Source organism: Mesorhizobium sp. IMUNJ 23232 (genome assembly GCF_044326205.1).
Lineage (GTDB): Bacteria > Pseudomonadota > Alphaproteobacteria > Rhizobiales > Rhizobiaceae > Kumtagia.
In genome coordinates this window covers 22,292-36,729 of sequence record NZ_JBIRCY010000043.1, presented here as the reverse complement: position 1 = coordinate 36,729, position 14,438 = coordinate 22,292, and the positions used below count along the sequence as shown (strand labels likewise).

Sequence of the window (14,438 nt, the reverse complement as noted above, 5' to 3'; positions counted from 1 at the left end):
GCGGATGCCCCACAAGGCGACGAGCGCCTATTTTACAAAATCTACATATTTTCCACATATCAGTTTGACATTGACATTATACTGGGTATACCTAGTTGCAGCAGTGATGAGGAGTTGCCGGATGAAACTAAGTTTGAGATGCGCTCGGACCGGATGGTTCGCATTGTCTGCCCTGGTTTTGATATCCACGCACTCGGCAACCGCCCAGTCGACGAAAGAGCGGATTCTGAGCGAAAAAACGATTGTGATCGGGATTTCGAACGGCGCGCCCTGGGGTTACCGCGATGCCGATGGAGAGCCGGCCGGTTTCCACCCCGACCTGGTAAAGGCCGCGTTCCAAGGGCTTGGCGTCGAAACAGTCGAACTCGTTGTCACCGAATTTGGCGCTCTCATTCCTGCCTTGGGGGCTAACCGCTTCGACGCTATAGCGGCGGGTCTCTACATAACACCGGAACGGTGTGCTCTTGTCGCTTTCAGCGACCCGGATCTCAAGCTCGCGGACGCCGCCCTGGTCGCGAAAGGCAATCCAAAGGGCATCCACAGCTATGTGGAAATTGCCGCCAAACCAGATGTCAGGTTCGGTGTCGGGCGCGGAAGTACGACAGCGAGGAATGCGCTAGCAGCCGGGGTTCCGGAAGATCGAACGATGCTGTTTCCTGACATACAATCCAATGTCGCGGCCCTGCTCAACGGCCGCATAGACGTCGCCGCGTTTTCGGCGCCCACGGTCGCACGCATCCTGTCAGAGCAAAACGTGCCGAATGTAGAGCGTGCGCTTCCATTCGCCGGGACGGTTGCCGAGGGTGGAAAGCAGAACTACGGTTACTCCGCAATCGCGTTCCGAAAAGGCGACGAGGATTTGCGGGATCTGTACAACGAGCGTCTGCTCAGGTTGAAGTCAGATGGCACGCTCTCGCAGCTTATGGAAAAGCACGGGTTCAGTGAAGAGGAAACCGCGCCCGATGTAAAAAGTTCGGAACTCTGCGCGGGACGTTAGGGGGCGCTCGCTCGCCGGCATCCGGCCATCGTCAGCTTTGAAGCTGACCGATAGGCCGACAGAAGCACGGCATCATCGGCGCAACAGGAAACGTTCGCTTGTCCTTTATCGAGATCGTTCTTGGCATTTTGGAAGGCTTCGGGATCACGGCCTCCGTTACCGGCTATGGTCTGGTTTTCGCCGTGCCTTTCGCGCTCATCTTCGGAGTGATGCAATATCGCTTTACCGGTCCGGCAAATTTGGCTGTGACAACGATCATCGAATTCTGGCGCAGTTCCTCAGTAATACTGCTTCTGTTTATCTTCTACTACGTTCTTCCCGCAATCGGAGTTCATCTATCGGCAATCACTGTCAGTGCTCTCGTCCTCGGGTTAAACGCCGGGGCTTACGCCAGCCAGGCGGTTCGAGCGGGACTTCAGTCCTTGGACAAGGGTCAAAGAGAGGCTGCCGACGCGCTCGGGCTACGTGAAGCGCACGTCCTTCTGTTGGTCGAGCTTCCCCAGGCACTGAGCAGAATGACGCCGACCTTTTTCAATCAGCTCATTCAACTGATCAAGGGAACCGCTCTCGTGTCTCTGGTGACGCTCACCGACATGACGTTTCGGGCGAAAGAGTTGGCTGAACTCCAATACAACCCCGCCGGCATCTATATGGCGCTGCTGCTTTCCTATTTCGTGGTCTGCTATCCCGTCACCTTGCTGGGCCGCTGGGTGGAGCGCCACACCGGCATAGCGGGGAGGATGGCCCATGAACTTTGACCTCGCCTTCACCGCATGGACCATAGCGCCGATCCTGAGTGTGGCCGGGACGACCGTCTTAATAACAATAGCGAGTTGCATCGGCGCGGTCGCTTTAGGCTTCGGATTCGAGCTCGGTCGCCGATCCAGGTTCGGGCCAGGATATGCGATGCAGTTCGTTATCGATTTCATCCGATCGACGCCTCTGCTGGCATGGCTTTATTTTCTCTACTATGTCCTGCCGTACTATGGTGTCGTCCTGCCGGCTTTGGTGGTCGGCATGCTTGGTCTCAGCATTTATTTCAGCGGCTATCTCGCCGAGGTCTTCAAGGCGGGTATCGACTCCATCCCCAAAGGGCAGGGTGAGGCGGCGACAGCGCTCGGAATGAACGATCGAGACACAATGCTGCTGATCATTGCCCCGCAAATGCTGCGCAACGTTGCCGCACCCATTGGCAACTACTTCGTCTCGATCCTTAAGGCGACTCCTTACCTGGCCGTCATCGCCGTCCCCGAAATGCTTGGGAAAGCGCTTGAGATCGCTTCCAGCACCTATCGGTATGCCGAGCCGTTGATCGTGGCGGGCATCGCCTTTCTCGCGCTCGCACTAATCACAGCGCAACTGGTGCACGTGCTCGAACGACGACTGCGGTCACCCTTCACACGGTAAACCCATGCCTGCTCAAGTCCTGTCGTCCGCCGTCACGTCGCCAGACACTGCACCAAACGAAAAAAACGATGACATCGTTGTAAGCGTCGTAGCCCTGAACAAGTGGTTCGGTAGCTTTCATGCCTTGAAGTCCATCAACCTCAGCGTCCGCAAGTCAGAGCGGATCGTGATCTGCGGTGCATCAGGCTCCGGAAAGTCGACCCTGATCCGCTGTGTCAACGGCCTGGAGCGATTTCAAGGCGGGTCGATCGAAGTGAATGGACAGACGGTTGTTCCCTGCCGAAAGCAGATGCTTCTCATCCGTCGTCAGATTGGAATGGTCTTCCAGCAGTTCAATCTATTCCCACATCTGTCGGTTCTGGACAACTGCACCGTGGCGTTGCGCCGCGTCCTTGGAAAATCCCGGCACGAGGCCGAGGACATCGCGCTGCATCAGCTTGATCGCGTCAAAATACCGGAGCAAGCAGACAAATATCCCGTCCAGCTATCGGGAGGACAGCAACAACGCGTCGCGATAGCCCGCGCGCTTTGCCTCCAACCGAGCATCATGCTGTTCGACGAGCCGACATCAGCTCTCGACCCAGAGATGGTCAAGGAGGTGGTCGACGTGATGACTGACCTCGGCAGGGACGGGATGACCATGCTGTGCGTAACGCACGAAATGGGATTTGCCCGGCGCATGGCGGACACAGTCGTCTTTATGGACCAAGGCACAATCGTGGAGGTTGCCGCGGCAAGCACCTTCTTCTCCACGCCAAGGGAGGCGCGGACGCGCGCGTTCCTTGACAAGATCAACCACTAAGAGGCTCAGAGATGACCGCCAAGACGCGCATCTGGACACCGATCGACTTCGACGCCGACGGGAAACAGGTGGATTTCATGCGCGTGCCGCATTCCACCGACCTTTCCGCCTACGGCTGGATACCGATACCGATGGCCTGTATCCGTAACGGCGATGGTCCGACGGCGCTCCTTGTCGCAGGAAATCATGGCGACGAATACGAAGGTCAGGTCGCTTTGACCAACCTGATACGTGGTCTGAATTCGCAGGATATCAGGGGACGTGTCATCGTCCTGCCGGCCTTGAATTTTCCCGCCGTGGCAGCCGGCCGCCGCGTTTCCCCACTCGACGACGCAAACTTGAATCGCTCTTTTCCCGGCCGCGCCCACGGCACGCCCACCGAAATGATAGCGCACTACGTGTCTGACGTCCTGCTCCCGATGTCCGACATCGTGGTCGACCTGCATTCGGGTGGCCGGTCGCTCGACTATATAGCGAGCGCACTTGTGCGTCCGGGGCGTGATGTGAACGAACACCGGTCTCTTGTCCGGCTGATGCAAATCTTCGGTGCACCGATAAGTTTTGTAAGCGACGGCACTGGCGGGGGCGGCTCAACAACGTTAGCGGCGGCGGCTCAAGATCGCGGCGTGCTGGCCATCACCACCGAGCTGGGCGGCGGCGCAACGCTCTCAAAGAGGGGATTGTCGCTGGCGGAGTCCGGCATAAGGCGGCTGCTCGACGAGATGGGCATCTTGCAAGGAGCTCATGTCGAACCGCCCTGCGCGACGCGATTCATGACTGTTAGGGGCCACGATGCATTCGTCTATGCACGAAATGTGGGCGTGTTCGAGCCTGCGGCAGAAGTCGGCGAGGTCGTCAATGAGGGGCAACTGGCTGGATGGATTCACTTCCCGGATGTGCCGATGCATGAACCGGAGAGGCTAGATTTTCGCAGCTCGGGATTGGTGGCGTGTCGGCGAGTTCCCTCGTTGACGCAGCGCGGCGATTGTTTGTTCAAGATCATGACGGATCTTGCGATCGTGTGAACAACCGAATGCATAATAAAATCATTAGGATAAACCCTAGTATCGTGGGTATGCGTTGCGTGCGGTGTTGTTCGCGCTTCCAGGTCGCCGATTATTTTGAGGGGTGCCCGCGATGCCTCGATGAGGGGTTTCCCACCAGCCTGATGTTCGACTACGCCGAGTTTCCCACGAGTGAACGCACCGACGAGTGGCAGGTCTACACGGAAGCTCCCACCCTTGGTGAAGGCGACACTCCACTAATTGATCTGGCGGCCCTCGCAAGTGAGATCGGCGTCTCGCGGCTTGCATTGAAAAATGAAGGTGCCAATCCTACCGGCTCCCACAAGGATCGGATGAGCCGTCTCGTCGTCGCACGCGCTCTTGACGTCGGCGCCTCGACCGTCAGCGCAGCGTCAAGCGGCAATGCCGGTGTTTCACTGGCTGCCTATGCTGCCCATGCCGGGTTGAAATGCGTGATCCTGTCCACAAGAGACATCGCACAAATTTGGCGACATGCCATCGAAATGCATGGCGCCTCGTTGATCCTGACCGACACAGCCGAGCAGCGATGGACGATCTTGGGTCAACGGGTGCGCGCCGGAGAATGGTATCCGGCAACAAACTTCAGAGTCCCCGCCGTCGGCAGCAACCCGTTCGGGGTCGATGGCTATCGTGCGATCGCCTTCGAACTGTTCCGGCTCGACCGAGGCATGTTGACTACCGACATCATCGTGCCCACGTCGCGTGGAGATCTTCTGTGGGGCATTGTGCGCGGCTTCAAGGATCTTCGAGCCGGCGGTTACATCTCAAAACTCCCACGCGTTCATGCGGTTGAACCATTTCAACGTATCTCGAAGGTGCTGGCCGGCGCGGACTACAGGGAGACTTTCCCGGGAAACTCCGCTCTGACGTCAATCGGTGGGACGACAGTGACGTTTCAGGCTATCTCTGCACTCCGGGAATGCAAGGGAACCGTAGTCGTGGCCGGCGAAAATGAGGCGCGTGACGATCAGAAGCGGCTGGCGCGTCAGGGCATTCTTCTGGAGCTGTCGAGTGCCGCAACACTTACCGGACTGAGGCAACTGCTCCGATCCGGTGCGGTGCCCGCCGATGCCTCGGTCACTCTGATTGGAACGGCGCGCGGATTTGGAGGCGAAGTGAACCGCCCCGAGTTTGCCGGAGGCCCTTTGGTTTGAGTTATGCAGCCATGGCTGGTTCGTCCAGCATGGCGTAGTAGAGTTTCTCACCCTCGGCTGGCGGGATGTTGCCGAGGGGCTCCATCAGCCGGCGATTGTTGAACCAGCCGACCCAGGTCAAGGTGGCGAACTCGACCGCCTCGAAGCTTCACCACGGCCCACGCCTATGGATGACCTCGGCCTTGAAGACATCTCGGCCAGTGCGTTATCCTAACTGTCGCCCACACTGCCAACGGAAGGCTTGATTCCGGCGTCGGCCAAGCGCTCGGTATAGCGGATGCTGACATATTGAGACCCGTGTCGGGATGGTGCACCAGACCGCCGCGACGAACAGGCCGCCATTCATGCATCGCCTGTTCGAGAGCATCGAGGACGAAGCTCGCGTGAGCGGTCCTGCTCACCCGCCAGCCGACAATGCGACGGGCGTAGGCATTTGACGCCGAAGGCAAAGTAAACAAAGCCGGACCAAGTGCCGACATAGGTGAAGTCAGAGAGCCAGAGCCTGTTCGGGGCCGGGGCATGGAAGACCCGGTTCACATGGTCGCGTGGACATGGCGCCGCCTTGTCCTGCACCGTGGTAGGGATCGGCTTGCCGCGGATGACCCCGTGCAGGCCGAGGTCGGACATCAGCCGCTCGACCGTGCAACGCGCGAAATCAAAGCCTCGCCCAGCAGCTGCCGCCAGGTCGTGATGGTGTGTTGAGTGGCGGTGGCGTGATAGCGGCTTTTGATCGCAGGTGTTCCGGCATCAGTTCGGCTGTTGCCGCAGCCGATAGCTCGAGCCCTCGATCTGGATGACGGCGTGGTGAAGCAGCCGGGCGAGAAGTGCGGTTGCGACGACGGGATCGCCGAAGACCTCTCCCCATTCTGCAAAGCCGCGGTTGGAAGTGAGAATCATGGCGCCCCGCTCATAGCGGGCGTTGACGAGTTGGAAGAACAGATTGCCGCCGCCGGGAACGACGGGCAGGTAGCCGATTTCGTCGACGACGAGGAGTGCCGGCCGGCAGAAGAAGCGGATGCGCTCCTGCAGACGGCCTTCACGTTCGGCCCTAGCCAGCGCGGCGATGAGTTCGGCAAGCGTGCAGAAGTAGACGCCCTTTCCGGCCTTCACGGCTTCGACGGCCAGCGCAATGGCCAGATGGCACTTGCCTGTGCCGGGCGGGCCAAGGAAGTGGACGACCTCGCAGCGGGCGACGAAGCCGAGCTGGGCGAGCGTGAAGAAGAGAAGTAGAAGCCGGCCAGCGTCTTGGTCGTGGCCAGGCGGGCGAATACGCCGCCGGTCTCCCGGAGCGCGCTCCGGAAGACCGGCGAAGGCATTAAGCTGGGGAAGATTCAAACGGCACTTCTTGGGGAGTATTGAGCCGGTATCGACAGGCGCCAAGGGAGCCCGCCTCTATGAACGGGTGCGCCTACCCCTCAACTGGCAGGCCGCTGACGGCTTTGCCCGCTGGCTGGCGCGCAGGAGCGTGCGCGACCCGGACGCCATCGCCTATTACTTCGCCTATGCGCCGGCCCAAACCACGCTGGCGGAACTGGCCGCGGCAGCCGGACTGCGCTGGACGGTCGAGGAATGCTTCCTGCGTGCCAAGGACGATCTCGGCTTCGATCATTGCGAGGCCCGCTCCTGGCATGGCTGGCACCGCCACGTGAGCCTCGTCATGGCGGCGGCTGCCTTCCTGGCCCGCATCGGCGCTCAGCAACGCCGTGACGCCTTCAGCAAACGGAACGAAACGAGTCCGGCCGTAGCGGCACGATCCATCGGCTCGAGCACACATGCTCAACACCGGAGATGCTGCATCTGATTGCGCGGCTCATGCCGCCATGCAAGCCGGACCTACGCGTGGATGCGCGGCCAGGTCAGCGGGACGTATCTGGTCTCGTCGATCGCCGAGGTGTTCGCGTGGCGGGCGGTACGCGGCGCGCCGGCGGGGGCCATCGAACGATTGGCGGACAAGGCGCTGCTGAACCCGGAGATCGCGCGCGAGTTCCTAAGGGACAACAACCCGGCCAACTGCGCCGCCCTCGCGCGCAAGGCCAAGGGCTGGTTCGGCAATGAGGCCTCGACATTCCTGAACATGCTGGACGACAACGACCTGGACGACGATCTCAAGGCCAAGGTCATGGAGGGCGCCGGTGCCGGTGAATGGGATTGGTCGCGCTACGCGGTCGGCGGCGCCACGCGCCGATTGGACCGCGAGGCCCTCGATAACGCGTTTCGCTTGAATGTGCTCGACTTCCGCGTTGTCGCCAAATAGGACTATGCCCACGAGCAACTCGCCTATTTGGCGCGCCGGCCGACGGTTATTCCATGTCGAGATCGCGAGCCGGTGCCTGCCGATGTACGGCTCCATACCGACCTGGGCGACAGTCTGAAATATGCCGGCCACCACCATCTCTGCCTCAACGTAACCAGCGCCAACGAGACGGTCGAGAAGCTGCGCTCTCCGGTGTCACCATCGTCACCGAGCCGTTCGTGCTCCCGGCTAACACGATCCGCGCCGCGGTCGAACTGTTCGGCAAACACGGTGGTGTCCTGGTCACGGGCGGCGGGCTCGGCATTCCGCTGCAAGAGAGCTATGCAGCCTCGGCGTCGGCAAGGCCGCACCGCGCAATATCGACTAAGGGCTCGTCGAAGCTCTTCTCCCTTCTTCCGAGAGGCGGCCATCGGGTTGGCCGCCTCTCGGGCTTGTTCACGCTTTGCGCTCTACTGAAGTTCCGGCCGAACTGACGTGCTGGGCGGCAAGAAACATCAGCGTCGATGCCACGGTTCGCCGGTTCCAGCCAGCGGACTCGGCCATGTCGAGCACGCCCTCGAGCCAGGGCCTCAGCACGTCGCGGCACTCACTCTCGTGGCCCAGGAAATCGCTCGGCGGACGCGCCGGCGACGCGACCGTTCCAATGCCGGGCATGATGTTCATGTCAGCCTCCAACCTCTCCATGCGCCCGCGACTCTCAAGGAGGCGCCGGCGATTTCGGCTGCCTCAGAAGTCCATTCCGGCGCCGCCGGGCATGGCCTGGGCGGAGGCTTCCTTCTTGGGCTTCTCGGCTACCATGGCCTCGGTGGTGACGAGCAGGCCCGCGACCGAGGCAGCGCCCTGGATCGCCGTTCGCACGACCTTCGCCGGATCGATCACGCCCTGCGCGTAAAGATCGCCGAACTCGTTGGTCTGGGCGTTCCAGCCCCAACCGAATTCGCTCTTCTCGCGCAGCTTGCCGACGATGATCGATCCCTCGGCGCCGGCATTCTCGGCGATCTGGCGCACCGGCGCCTCGATTGCGCGGCGCACGATCTCGACGCCGGTCTTCTGGTCGGGATTGTCGGTCTGGACATGGTCCAACGCCTTCGCAGCCCTCAGAAGGGCGACGCCGCCGCCGGGAAGAACGCCTTCCTCGACCGCCGCGCGGGTTGCATGCAGCGCGTCGTCGACCCGGTCCTTGCGCTCCTTGACCTCGACCTCGGTCGAGCCGCCTACGCGGATGACCGCAACGCCACCCGCCAACTTGGCAAGCCGTTCCTGCAGCTTCTCGCGGTCGTAGTCGGAGGTGGTCTCCTCGATCTGCGCCTTGATCTGCGCGACGCGGCCCTGAATCTCCTCCTTGCGGCCGACGCCATCGACGATGGTGGTGTTCTCCTTCTCGATCACCACCTTCATGGCGCGGCCCAGCATCTGCAGCGTCACATTCTCCAGCTTGATGCCGAGGTCTTCCGAGATGGCGGTGCCGCCGGTGAGGATGGCAATGTCCCCGAGCAGGGCTTTGCGGCGGTCGCCGAAGCCCGGCGCCTTGACGGCCGCGACCTTGAGGCCTCCGCGCAGCTTGTTGACCACCAGCGTGGCGAGAGCTTCGCCTTCGACATCCTCAGCGATGATAAGCAAAGGCTTGCCCGACTGCACGACGGCCTCAAGGACGGGAAGCATCGCCTGCAAATTGCCAAGCTTCTTCTCGTGGATCAGAACATAGGGCTCTTCGAGCTCAACGCGCATCTTGTCCTGGTTGGTGATGAAGTAGGGCGAGAGATAGCCGCGGTCGAACTGCATGCCCTCGACCACTTCAAGCTCGGTCTCCGCCGTCTTGGCCTCCTCGACGGTGATGACGCCCTCGTTGCCGACCTTTTCCATAGCTTCGGCCAGGAAACGGCCGATCTCTGCATCGCCATTGGCCGAGATGGTGCCGACCTGCGCGATCTCATTGTTCTGCGTGACCTTGCGGGCGTTGGCCTTGAGTTCGGCCACCACTGCATCCACCGCCTTGTCGATACCGCGTTTCAGATCCATCGGGTTCATGCCGGACGCCACAGCCTTGGCGCCTTCCTTGACGATGGCCTGGGCGAGAACAGTCGCCGTGGTGGTGCCGTCGCCAGCATTGTCGCTGGCCTTGGACGCGACCTCGCGGACCATCTGCGCGCCCATGTTCTCGAACTTATCCTCCAGTTCGATCTCCTTGGCGACGGTGACGCCGTCCTTGGTGATGCGCGGGGCACCGAACGACTTGTCGATCACGACATTGCGGCCCTTGGGGCCGAGCGTGACCTTCACGGCATTCGCGAGGATGTCGACGCCTCGCAGCATCTTTTCGCGGGCCTCTGCGTGGAACTTTACTTCTTTGGCAGCCATTGGATCACTCCTTCAAATCTAGGCAGCTTTTCGTTGACTGTTTGGTTTCTTCTGGGCCCGGTTCACGCGGCCTTCTTGAACGCGACGCTCTGGTCGATCACGCCCATCACATCGCTTTCTTTCATGATGAGGAGATCCTCACCGTTCAGCTTAATCTCGGTGCCGGACCATTTGCCGAACAGGATGCGGTCGCCGGCCTTCACGTCGAGTTCGACAAGCTTGCCGCTTTCATCGCGGGCGCCGGGACCGACAGCGATGATCTCGCCCTCCTGCGGTTTTTCCTTGGCGGTGTCAGGGATGATGATGCCGCCAGCCGTCTTTTCGTCGGCTTCGATGCGGCGGACTAGGACACGGTCGTGCAATGGACGGAACGTCATGTCGTTCTCCTCGTGGACAAACAGATTTTGAAGTTCCTCCGCAGCGTGCCGGTAATATCGGCTCGGTGCGGGGCACGGCGACCCTTCATCAGGCATCGCGCGCATCTCGAGCTAGTTTTGCGATTTCGGCATTTCAAGAGGTTGATGCAAAATTTTTGGCACTCGAATGATACGAGTGCTAGCATCATGAAAACATGCAACTATTTGCTGGTTCCGCCTTTCCGATGGGCTTGAAATTTGTCCGTGGTCGAGCAAAATCTAAGGATCGCCATGCGGCATGCACGGCTCTTCGAATTGAGAACGGAACGGAGTTTTGGAACGGCAAACCGGAAGGAGGATATCGATGGGCCGAATCGATTTTCGATGATCATCCCGTCACTGGCACCCGAAGCCAAGGACCTCGCGCTCGACCGATTGCTGTCGCCGGCGCGTCACTACAAGCATCCTGACGACGTGCTGCGCGACGGAGCGCTGGACCGGAACGAAAAGAGGGCGATCCTCTCATCTTGGGCTTCGGACGCCTGCGCGGTGGAATCCATGCCGGCGCTGAGGCGGCCAACCGGCGTCAAACAGCCAATCTCGTTCGATTCCATCATGGACGCACTGCGGCGTCTGGACGGCCCAGCTGCGACGTTATCAGACCGCATCGAGGTTATGGGCCGGTCAGAACGCCAGAGACTGGATGCTTGAGGCAGAGAAAGGATTAGAATGGCAGCAGTGGTAAGCTGGGAGTTCCGGATGCAGATGGAGGGTTATGGCCTGACGACCGCAGAGATTCACTACCACATGCCGGATCATCCGAGCCTGCTGCAGCTTTATGTCTGGCAGGAGTATGATCTCGCGCCGGACTTTCCCAAACTCCGCGGCTTCCTCGACTACTGGAAGGAGACGCTGGAGGGCGCGCTGCACTCGGTGCGCGTCGCCCACTATCGCTTGATCCGGCCGTCCGAATGGAAAGCGGTGGACGGCATTATCGCGATTCACTGAGTGTAGGGGGCCGCCACGTATGCCTCGCCTTATGCCGGCCGGTGCCAAGTTGGTGTGCTCGCTCGTCGCCGGCCCGGCAACAGTCCCGCCCGGTTTGCGGCTTTGACGAAGCTTCGTCGTGCTGTCCTGGCCCCACACGATCCATCGAGCGCGTCGCGACAGGCTGCGTAAGCGCTGCGCCAGCTCCTGCCTCTCGCCCATTGCGGCCATTCGTTGTGAAGGCATTCGATCGCCTGGAAGCTGGTTGCGACCTTACGGTCGCCGATGCCAGGCAAATGCAGGATGACGGGTTCTGAAAACGCGACGTCGTTCATCACTTCCTCCAGCACTTCTGATCGTCTCTTGAAGAAGCAACCTGAAGGGCGAGCGCTCCTTTCCGACAAAACGAGGTGGTCAGCCTGCGGCCCGAGTTCAAGATGCGCCGGCTCAGACGGTGCGCGACGCCTCGTCCTCGTCCGGCTCCAGCATTTGGATCAACCTGCCCACTCGGGTTCCAGGCAGCGGGCGCCCCACACCCATCAGCGCCTCGTCGTTATGGAGCCAAGCCCATGCTTCTCTAAGTTCCTCGGCCGATGCTCCAGTTCCCATCAACTCTGCGACGACTTCGTCGTCGACCGGCCCGAGGGTGGATACGATCTCGCCACGTGTAATCGCCATCGTGCAGCCTCCCAGTATTTGCGACTCATTCCGAGCACGTGAGGTTTGGAAACGTCGCATGTCTGATCGACGTTCCGACGACAATTTTGGTTGCGTAAGGGGTCTTGACGCTCGAAAAAACGATTCCTAGGTCAATGGCGCCGGTCGCTGAACGGGACTGGCATGGTCAGGGAGCGCCGGCTTCTTGGCGCTCCTCGTACCCATGTTGCTCAATGGAGGATATGGCTATGAGAACAGCATTCGACTTTTCCCCGCTCTATCGGTCGAGCATCGGCTTCGACCGCGTCTTTGACCTTCTCGAGAACGCGAGCCGGGCGACGACAACCATCGACAATTGGCCGCCCTATGACATCGCCAGGACTGGCGACGACGACTACCGCATTACCATGGCGGTGGCGGGCTTCAGCCAGAACGAGCTGTCGATGACGCAGGAGCAGAACATGCTTCTGGTAACCGGCGAGAAGAAGGACGAAGACAAGGCCGAGTACCTGCATCACGGCATCGCTGGCCGGGCGTTCGAGCGCCGCTTCCAGTTGGCCGACCACGTAAAAGTTAGTGACGCCAGCCTGGAAAACGGCCTGCTGACGATCGATCTCAAACGCGAGATTCCCGAAGAGATGAAGCCGCGCCGGATCGAGATCGGCAGCGCAGCGGCCGTGCCGAAGGTGGCACAGCGAAGATCGAGGCCGAAAAGCAGGCCGCCTGAAGCAATCCATAATGGTGCCCCAGGAGCCGGACGCGAATGTGCGGCTCTTGGCGGAGCTTTGCTGAAAGGCACACCCATGAAGATATAGAGGAGAAATACGATGAGCGTACGTGATCTGATCCCCTGGGGCCGCAGTAACGGCAACCAGCTTCCGAGCGTCTTTCGCTACGATGATCGCGACCCGTTCCTGTCGCTGCACCGCGAGGTGAACCGGCTGCTCGACGACGTCTTCCGCGGTTTCGACAGCCGTCTGCCGGCTCTCGGCAGGCCCTCCTCCTTCGGCGGCGGAGGCTGGCCGAACGTGGAAATCTCCGACAGCGACAAGGAGATCCGCGTCACAGCCGAGGTCCCCGGCCTCGAGGAGAAGGACATCGAGGTCATGCTCGAAGATGGCGTGCTGACACTAAAGGGTGAGAAACGTTCCGAAACGGAGGACAAGGACCGTCAGTTCTCGGAGCGCTTCTACGGCCGCTTCGAGCGCCGCATACCGCTGGGCTATGAGGTCGAGGATGACAAGGTCAGCGCCGACTTCAAGAACGGAGTGCTGACCGTCGCCCTGCCCAAGACCGAGCGTGCGCAGGCAAAGGCCAAGCGCATCGCCATCAACGGCAAGAACTGATCCGGCCAAACCAGCCGGAGGCGGGACCATGACCGCCTCCGGCATGTCCTTTGCCTCCGTCAGAAGAGATGGATGATGGCGAAGTCGGGCCGGGTTGCCAGACGGTTTCAGATAAGTAACTGGAAATCCGCTGCCGACAGCAGCGCGGTGTGGCCGACCAGCACGATCGACATCTCCGCCGCAGCATCGCCGTCGACGTTGAAATCGAGCACCAGGCTTTCCCCTGACACCGTCTGGTGGATCTCGCCGGCGACGAAGGCGCCGCCTGCGTCGAGCTTGAAAACATCGTGACCGCCGCCCGCAATGGCGTCGATAGCGCTGACGTTGATCCTGTCGCCGGTGGCAAAGTCCGTGATCTGGTCCGCCTTGGCCGCGCCAATGCCAGAGTCCGCCAGCGTCAAGAACGTGAACACGTCCTTGCCCGCGCCACCGGCCATCTTGTCGAAGCCGAGGTCCCCTTTTAAATCGTCATCGCCGTCACCGCCGATCAGCTTGTCGTTGCCGGCAAACCCGATCAGGAAGTCGCGGCCGCCGAGCCCACGCAACGTATTGGCTCCGGCATTGCCGAAGACCGTCTGGTCAAAATTGTTGCCAGTCAGGTCGATCGGCACGGTGCCGGCGTTGGCGGTGGTGCGCAGCGTCTCGACCTGCGCGGCGGCATCGAGCGCATAACTGGCGGAGGCTGCGACAATGTCGGTGCCCTGGCCGGCGCCCTCGACGATTAAAACCTTGGCGTTGTCGACGAAGTAGATGTCGTCGCCGGCGAGCCCCTGGAGCGTGTCGGCACCGCCGCCGCCCTTAATCACGTTATTGGTGGCATTGCCGATGATGGTCTGGGCAAAGGCGTTGCCTGTGAGGTCGATGCCGGCAATTCCGCTGTTCGAAGTGGTACGCAGCATCTCGACTTCCGCTCCGGCTGTCAGCACATAGCTGACGTTGGTCGCTACGGTATCTGCGCCCTTGCCGGCGGCCTCGACGATGACATCCTTGGCGTTGTCGACGAAGTAGGTGTCGTCGCCGCCCGCTCCCGCCATCCTGTCCGCTCCGCCTTTGCCGTTCAGCGTGTCGGCAAAA

17 protein-coding genes and 4 pseudogenes are annotated in these 14,438 nt (G+C 60.8%); 12 read left to right on the top strand and 9 right to left on the bottom strand.

Going from position 1 to position 14,438, the window contains the following annotated elements; genetic code table 11:
• The first annotated feature begins 163 nt into the window (after nt 1–163).
• The 6 genes from ehuB (at nt 164) to ACH196_RS26335 (ending at nt 5,406) form a co-directional block, all read left to right on the top strand.
• The gene (gene ehuB / locus ACH196_RS26360; protein WP_396649895.1) at nt 164–997 is read left to right on the top strand and encodes an ectoine/hydroxyectoine ABC transporter substrate-binding protein EhuB; all 834 of its coding nucleotides are present in this window, start codon (nt 164–166) and stop codon (nt 995–997) included.
• Between the two features lie 98 nt (nt 998–1,095).
• On the top strand, nt 1,096–1,755 hold the full coding sequence (locus ACH196_RS26355) for an amino acid ABC transporter permease (protein ID WP_396649894.1): 660 nt from the start codon (nt 1,096–1,098) through the stop codon (nt 1,753–1,755).
• Nucleotides 1,745–2,404 (top strand): amino acid ABC transporter permease, encoded by a 660-nt coding sequence (locus ACH196_RS26350; protein WP_396649893.1) that lies wholly within the window; start codon nt 1,745–1,747, stop codon nt 2,402–2,404. The genes ACH196_RS26355 and ACH196_RS26350 overlap by 11 nt, the downstream gene beginning before the upstream one ends.
• Nucleotides 2,405–2,408: 4 nt before the next feature.
• Entirely contained in the window at nt 2,409–3,206 is a 798-nt protein-coding gene (locus ACH196_RS26345; protein WP_396649892.1) for an amino acid ABC transporter ATP-binding protein, read from the top strand.
• A gap of 11 nt (nt 3,207–3,217) precedes the next feature.
• Nucleotides 3,218–4,231, top strand: a complete 1,014-nt coding sequence (locus ACH196_RS26340) for a succinylglutamate desuccinylase/aspartoacylase family protein (RefSeq protein WP_396649891.1) — start codon at nt 3,218–3,220, stop codon at nt 4,229–4,231.
• 143 nt (nt 4,232–4,374) lie between these two features.
• Nucleotides 4,375–5,406 carry a pyridoxal-phosphate dependent enzyme gene (locus tag ACH196_RS26335; protein ID WP_396649890.1) on the top strand — a complete coding sequence of 344 codons (1,032 nt, stop codon included), beginning with the start codon at nt 4,375–4,377 and terminating at the stop codon, nt 5,404–5,406.
• Nucleotide 5,407: 1 nt separating this feature from the next.
• On the opposite strand, the pseudogene ACH196_RS26330 reads toward ACH196_RS26335, so the two are convergent.
• Together ACH196_RS26330 and ACH196_RS26325 are read right to left on the bottom strand one after the other, a co-directional pair.
• A pseudogene (locus ACH196_RS26330) lies at nt 5,408–6,069 on the bottom strand (IS3 family transposase); the annotation flags it as partial.
• Nucleotides 6,062–6,668 (bottom strand): annotated as a pseudogene (locus ACH196_RS26325) (ATP-binding protein); the annotation flags it as partial. The pseudogenes ACH196_RS26330 and ACH196_RS26325, both read right to left, overlap by 8 nt.
• An 83-nt stretch (nt 6,669–6,751) precedes the next feature.
• On the opposite strand from ACH196_RS26325, the gene ACH196_RS26320 reads away from it, so the two are divergent.
• Entirely contained in the window at nt 6,752–7,207 is a 456-nt protein-coding gene (locus ACH196_RS26320) for a hypothetical protein (RefSeq protein ID WP_396649889.1), read from the top strand.
• A 42-nt stretch (nt 7,208–7,249) separates the two neighbouring features.
• Nucleotides 7,250–7,660 (top strand): hypothetical protein, encoded by a 411-nt coding sequence (locus ACH196_RS26315; protein WP_396649888.1) that lies wholly within the window; start codon nt 7,250–7,252, stop codon nt 7,658–7,660.
• Between the two features lie 435 nt (nt 7,661–8,095).
• On the opposite strand, the gene ACH196_RS26310 is transcribed toward ACH196_RS26315, so the two are convergent.
• The 3 genes from ACH196_RS26310 to groES all read right to left on the bottom strand — a co-directional run bounded on the left by ACH196_RS26310 (nt 8,096) and on the right by groES (nt 10,395).
• Nucleotides 8,096–8,323 (bottom strand): hypothetical protein, encoded by a 228-nt coding sequence (locus ACH196_RS26310; protein ID WP_396649887.1) that lies wholly within the window; start codon nt 8,321–8,323, stop codon nt 8,096–8,098.
• A 63-nt stretch (nt 8,324–8,386) separates the two neighbouring features.
• Nucleotides 8,387–10,018 (bottom strand): chaperonin GroEL, encoded by a 1,632-nt coding sequence (groL, locus tag ACH196_RS26305; RefSeq protein ID WP_396649886.1) that lies wholly within the window; start codon nt 10,016–10,018, stop codon nt 8,387–8,389.
• Between the two features lie 62 nt (nt 10,019–10,080).
• Nucleotides 10,081–10,395, bottom strand: a complete 315-nt coding sequence (gene groES, locus ACH196_RS26300; protein WP_396649885.1) for a co-chaperone GroES — start codon at nt 10,393–10,395, stop codon at nt 10,081–10,083.
• 243 nt (nt 10,396–10,638) lie between these two features.
• On the opposite strand from groES, the gene ACH196_RS26295 reads away from it, so the two are divergent.
• Both ACH196_RS26295 and ACH196_RS26290 read left to right on the top strand, forming a co-directional pair.
• Nucleotides 10,639–11,085 (top strand): hypothetical protein, encoded by a 447-nt coding sequence (locus ACH196_RS26295; RefSeq protein WP_396649884.1) that lies wholly within the window; start codon nt 10,639–10,641, stop codon nt 11,083–11,085.
• A gap of 18 nt (nt 11,086–11,103) precedes the next feature.
• Complete coding sequence (locus tag ACH196_RS26290; protein ID WP_396649883.1) at nt 11,104–11,382, top strand: usg protein; 279 nt, start codon at nt 11,104–11,106, stop codon at nt 11,380–11,382.
• Between the two features lie 29 nt (nt 11,383–11,411).
• Here the strand turns inward: ACH196_RS26290 and ACH196_RS26285 are convergent, their stop codons facing one another.
• Both ACH196_RS26285 and ACH196_RS26280 read right to left on the bottom strand, forming a co-directional pair.
• Nucleotides 11,412–11,696: a DUF982 domain-containing protein gene (locus ACH196_RS26285; RefSeq protein WP_396649882.1), complete on the bottom strand. Its 285-nt coding sequence runs from the start codon at nt 11,694–11,696 to the stop codon at nt 11,412–11,414.
• Nucleotides 11,697–11,808: 112 nt separating this feature from the next.
• Nucleotides 11,809–12,039, bottom strand: coding sequence for a hypothetical protein (locus tag ACH196_RS26280; RefSeq protein WP_396649881.1), 231 nt, complete (start codon nt 12,037–12,039; stop codon nt 11,809–11,811).
• A gap of 227 nt (nt 12,040–12,266) precedes the next feature.
• Here ACH196_RS26280 and ACH196_RS26275 point away from each other — a divergent pair.
• Nucleotides 12,267–12,745: pseudogene (locus tag ACH196_RS26275) on the top strand (Hsp20 family protein).
• Nucleotides 12,746–12,845: 100 nt separating this feature from the next.
• On the top strand, nt 12,846–13,364 hold the full coding sequence (locus tag ACH196_RS26270) for an Hsp20/alpha crystallin family protein (protein WP_396649880.1): 519 nt from the start codon (nt 12,846–12,848) through the stop codon (nt 13,362–13,364).
• Nucleotides 13,365–13,471: 107 nt separating this feature from the next.
• Here ACH196_RS26270 and ACH196_RS26265 read toward each other — a convergent pair whose 3' ends face one another.
• Nucleotides 13,472–13,975: a hypothetical protein gene (locus ACH196_RS26265; RefSeq protein ID WP_396649927.1), complete on the bottom strand. Its 504-nt coding sequence runs from the start codon at nt 13,973–13,975 to the stop codon at nt 13,472–13,474.
• A gap of 150 nt (nt 13,976–14,125) precedes the next feature.
• Nucleotides 14,126–14,434, bottom strand: a pseudogene (locus ACH196_RS26260) (calcium-binding protein); the annotation flags it as partial.
• Nucleotides 14,435–14,438 lie beyond the last annotated feature (4 nt).

Coding starts and splice junctions, on each gene's coding strand:
- ACH196_RS26340 (WP_396649891.1), top strand. CDS start 3,218: ATGACCGCCAAGACGCGCATCTGGACACCGATCGACTTCGACGCCGAC.
- ACH196_RS26270 (WP_396649880.1), top strand. CDS start 12,846: ATGAGCGTACGTGATCTGATCCCCTGGGGCCGCAGTAACGGCAACCAG.
- ACH196_RS26315 (WP_396649888.1), top strand. CDS start 7,250: ATGCGCGGCCAGGTCAGCGGGACGTATCTGGTCTCGTCGATCGCCGAG.
- groES (WP_396649885.1), bottom strand. CDS start 10,395: ATGACGTTCCGTCCATTGCACGACCGTGTCCTAGTCCGCCGCATCGAA.
- ACH196_RS26280 (WP_396649881.1), bottom strand. CDS start 12,039: ATGGCGATTACACGTGGCGAGATCGTATCCACCCTCGGGCCGGTCGAC.
- ACH196_RS26350 (WP_396649893.1), top strand. CDS start 1,745: ATGAACTTTGACCTCGCCTTCACCGCATGGACCATAGCGCCGATCCTG.
- ACH196_RS26290 (WP_396649883.1), top strand. CDS start 11,104: ATGGCAGCAGTGGTAAGCTGGGAGTTCCGGATGCAGATGGAGGGTTAT.
- ACH196_RS26345 (WP_396649892.1), top strand. CDS start 2,409: ATGCCTGCTCAAGTCCTGTCGTCCGCCGTCACGTCGCCAGACACTGCA.
- groL (WP_396649886.1), bottom strand. CDS start 10,018: ATGGCTGCCAAAGAAGTAAAGTTCCACGCAGAGGCCCGCGAAAAGATG.
- ACH196_RS26285 (WP_396649882.1), bottom strand. CDS start 11,696: ATGAACGACGTCGCGTTTTCAGAACCCGTCATCCTGCATTTGCCTGGC.
- ACH196_RS26335 (WP_396649890.1), top strand. CDS start 4,375: ATGTTCGACTACGCCGAGTTTCCCACGAGTGAACGCACCGACGAGTGG.
- ACH196_RS26310 (WP_396649887.1), bottom strand. CDS start 8,323: ATGAACATCATGCCCGGCATTGGAACGGTCGCGTCGCCGGCGCGTCCG.